The following is a 3,937-nucleotide window of genomic DNA, read 5'->3' as shown; positions in this document are numbered from 1 at the left end:
AGCACTCGCACTCCGCGAGGACGACATCGAGCCCCACTGGTGCCTGCTCCGACTGCGAGAGAAGAACAACGCCATCCGCTGGCAACCAGCCAGCCCCACCCTCATCCTGGCTCTTCTACGGCACCACGACGAACGCGGCACTGGCCGTCCGTCACCGGAACCGTTGCTCTGCTACCGCGACGGGACGCCGATCACCAGCCGACGATACGACGGCCTCTGGCAACGCGTCGGAAACCACCTCCCGTGGGCGCGCGCTCAAGGCATCTCCACCCACTGGCTCCGACACACCACCCTCACCTGGGTCGAACGCCATTTCGGACACGCAGTCGCCGCGCTGACGTTCGTTCCCGCTCTCGCTCTCGGCCCCATCGCGGAGGCACTGCAGTGACCACCACAACGACACCACCGGCATCTACACCCGCGCCCAGCTACCCGAGGTAGCCGCCGCGCTCTCCTCGCTAGTCGGCGAACCACATCCCTTGGCACCCCAACAGCCGATCAGCAGCCCCGTGCTTCACGACGAAGCCAGGTGAACGAGATGACCGAAGCCGCCGTCTCGCTGTTCCTACCGCCGCCCCTGGCTGCGCGACCAGCTGTGCCCTCTGATCCGCTCCCACTGCAGCGGATCCCCGCAAACAGCCCACACTCGCCACTAACAATGACCATCGCGAAGATCGACCACTCCGGCCGCATTCCCGCTGCCGATGTCATCGCCGCTCTGAACTGGGCCGTCCATGACCGCACCTACGTCTCGGTGAGCGCCGATGCCATCATCGTGCGGAGAGCAATCACCAAGCGACCAGCGAAAGCGATCGACTCACGACGACAACTGTTCATCCCTGCAGGTGCTCGAGCCCAATTCGGCATCCGTGCCGGAGATCGTCTATTGCTTGTCGCAATACCCGACTCGGTAATTCTCCTCGTGTATCCGATCGCGATGGCCACCGCGATGCTAACAAACCATTACTGCCGGAAGCGCTACCCGTGAAGCGCCACCTCATTGCGCCCAGCACTCACTGCCCCCTTCTCGGCGTAACCCCCGCCTGAAATGGCAATGCAGCCCGACCCCAGCCTGACAGAGTCAGAAGGGCCGCCGTGCCACAAGCACTGCCACTGCCCTGGACCTGATACTGTCTCCGACATGGTGAACCTTCCCCAATCCGGGAGACTCACCCCGCTCGCAGGAGTCCAGCAGCAACACCAGAGAATGGTGAACTGTCACCGTTTCGGGGGATTCTCCCCACGGTGGGGGTTCAAGTCCCCCCTCGGACACCAGCTTTATCCCTACCAACGGGCCGGATGCTCGCATCGAGCATCCGGCCCGTTGCGTTGTACACGATCTCCACGTTCAGCGCCTCGTACAGTCTTTGCAGCTCGGCGGGGTCCGCCTGCCTGATTACCTTCTTCACGTCGCCGAGCGAATCAATCATGGCGTGGATCTCGGCGGCACTCCGGCCAACGCGTTTCGGCACCCCGTTCAGCTCGGCTTGAGCAGCCGCGCGCTTCTCCTGCGCCTCGTTCATCGCCTCGACGAGAGCAGACGGGTCGATTCCCGCCGCAATGGCGTCCTGGAACCGGCGCAGCTTCGCTTCCGCATCGGTGAGACGTTTCCTCGCGGCGGCATGGTCGGACGCGCCAGTCTCGCCGTTGTCTTGGGACGCGACGAGAGCCGACACCGTTTGGTCGACGTTCATCGGGTCGAAGAGGTGATCAATCCACTTGTTGAAGTGCTCCGTAGCCGCAGCCTCGGGCAGGTACACGTTCGTCGGGTGTCCCTTCAACGCGGGCGAACCGGGGACCATCGTCCGAAGCGCACAGCGGTAGTAGGTCCTCGGACCGCGCGGCGTGCCCTCCATCCGGCGAGTGCAATAGCCACACTTCACTCGTCCCCGAAGCGGGTACACCCGCTTGGTCCGCTTCGGCCCCCGCACCAGCTTCTTTCCGGCCGAAAATCCACCAGCCGCGCGCGACCGACGAAGCAACTGCGCTTGAACGAACTCCTCGACTTCGACGACCTGCGGATGTGCCTTTTTACGAGAACGCACGACTCGGTCAGGAGCGGCCTTGCGGAACCGCACTACGTGACCGGCTCCGACGTCCTCCGGGTCGAGCAGCATCTCTTGGCGGGTCCAGCGCCCGAAGAACGCAAAGCCGGTGTAGCGCGGGTTCTCCAGAATGGCTCGGACCGTGCCGCCCTGCCATCCATCGGCGAGCCGATGCCGGTTCTGGTCCGGCCGCCGAGCGGACGGGCAGGGAATCCCGTCCCGGTTGAGCCCGTTCGCGATTGCCCGGTCTCCCATCTCACCGGTCAGGTACTCGGCGAAGATCCGCCGCACGACCGCCGCGCTCGGCTCGTCGATCGCCAGCACGCGTAGCCGATAGCCCTCTGCCGCCTTCCTCGGGTTCGGGTGCGGTCCGGCGTCGACGACCGTGTACCCGTACGGTGCGCGTCCGCCCTGGTGCCGTCCCTCGTTCACGACCTGGGCATCCATCGCCGCCCGGACGCGAGCCTGTACGTGCTGACGCTCCGACTCGCTCATGCCGCCGAGGACACTCATCAGCATCTTGTGGGACGGGTTCCGCGAGTCGAACTTGCCGCCGAGTTCCGGCACCCACAGGTCCACGCCGTAGGCGGCGAACTTCGGTGCGATCAACGAGAACTGGTTTCCGAACCAGCATCGCGTCCCTTCACCGACTACAACCGCGTTCCATCCCCGGTTCTTGTCCTTGAGCGCCGCCAGCAGGCGTGAGGCTTCCGGCCGTCGCTCCCACGGCACCGAGCGCGACTGACCGATGTCGAAGAACTCCTCGACGATGACGCCACCCAACGGCTCGACGAACTTGTGGGCGTTGCCGTACTGCCAGCCTCGCGACGTCTCCGGATCTTGGTTGTCCTCGGTCGAACACCGTCCGAGGAACGCGAGCGATCCGATCCCATCGCCGATCGTCTCGACGACCTCGACGCCGAGCAGGCCGTCGAACGCCGCCCACGGGTCCTGACTGATTTCAACAGTCATCTGACCTCCCTTCCCGAGGCCCGTCCGGTGCCTCGACCTCAGTGACTCTGATCAGTACTTCTAGCAGTATGCGACCTACCTCCCTGGTGAGGACAGGCAGTTCAGCAGGTGGGTTGAACTTGAGTTCGCCGCGAGACGGCTCGTCGGCGATCACTGCCGGGTCCCGTCAGCTTCGCCCGAAGTGCCGATTTCATCATCGGCCGCGATGCGCTCGACCGCCGCGCGCAGGTCGGCTGTCAGGTAGCCGCGTACTCGTCGGGTGCCCTCATCGGTCGGGACGTACTGGCGGGTGGGCCGACAACCCAGCTCACCCATGTCGACGCCGAGCGCGGTCATCTCGACTTCGAGCGCCTCGGCAAGTTCCGCAGTCGGTACGAAGTCCCGCGTGTTCACGTCGTCGCCGAGGTAGTCGACGACTGACGCCAACGGTTCGGGTAGCTCGACCTCGGCCAGGCTCGCCACGGTGCCGGTTCCGATTGCCTTGGCAGCCGCCGATCGGTCGAGCATCGGAGGAACGTCGTGTCCTGCCGCGTGTCCGCTCAGGGTCCCTTCCGTCTCCCGCAGGGAACGGCCGCGATCGCAGATCTCCCGCCAGTCCTCGTTCGGCATGTAGTAGGTCCGCACGGTGAGCGCGAGTACGTCGGCACCGGCTTGGGTCTCGCCGTCTGGCCGCAGGATGCCCACGCCGCGATGGGATGGGAGTAGGCGGCTGCTGTCGTATCCGCGCGTGTTCATCTGTTCGCCGAGGATGATGTTGCTGTCGCGGAAGTCCATGACGCGCAGGGCGAAGCGAGAGCCCAGCACGGCGCGAAGCTTGGTCGGGATGGTCTTGCTGTCCGGTCGCTGGGTCGCCAGAACGAGGATGATCCCTGCGGCCGGCGCCTTCTTCGCGAGCCAGGTCAGCAACTCGCCGATGTACT

Annotated in this window: 2 protein-coding genes and 2 pseudogenes; 2 read left to right on the top strand and 2 right to left on the bottom strand. The window is 65.2% G+C overall.

From position 1 onward, the window contains the following. Nucleotides 1-388, top strand: a pseudogene (locus UK23_RS52760) (hypothetical protein); the annotation flags it as partial. A gap of 150 nt (nucleotides 389-538) precedes the next feature. Then, entirely contained in the window at nucleotides 539-988 is a 450-nt protein-coding gene (locus tag UK23_RS50445) for an AbrB/MazE/SpoVT family DNA-binding domain-containing protein (RefSeq protein WP_231114611.1), read from the top strand. Nucleotides 989-1,253: 265 nt separating this feature from the next. Here UK23_RS50445 and UK23_RS21575 read toward each other — a convergent pair whose 3' ends face one another. Both UK23_RS21575 and UK23_RS52755 read right to left on the bottom strand, forming a co-directional pair. Continuing rightward, a complete protein-coding gene (locus tag UK23_RS21575) occupies nucleotides 1,254-3,017 on the bottom strand; it encodes a recombinase family protein (RefSeq protein ID WP_045313394.1) in 1,764 nt (587 codons plus the stop codon). Between the two features lie 150 nt (nucleotides 3,018-3,167). Next, nucleotides 3,168-3,937: pseudogene (locus tag UK23_RS52755) on the bottom strand (cell division protein FtsK); the annotation flags it as partial.

The organism is Lentzea aerocolonigenes (genome assembly GCF_000955955.1).
GTDB lineage: Bacteria > Actinomycetota > Actinomycetes > Mycobacteriales > Pseudonocardiaceae > Lentzea > Lentzea aerocolonigenes_A.
The sequence above is the reverse complement of the archived record's forward strand: the minus strand, read 5'-3'. Positions and strand labels throughout refer to the sequence as shown.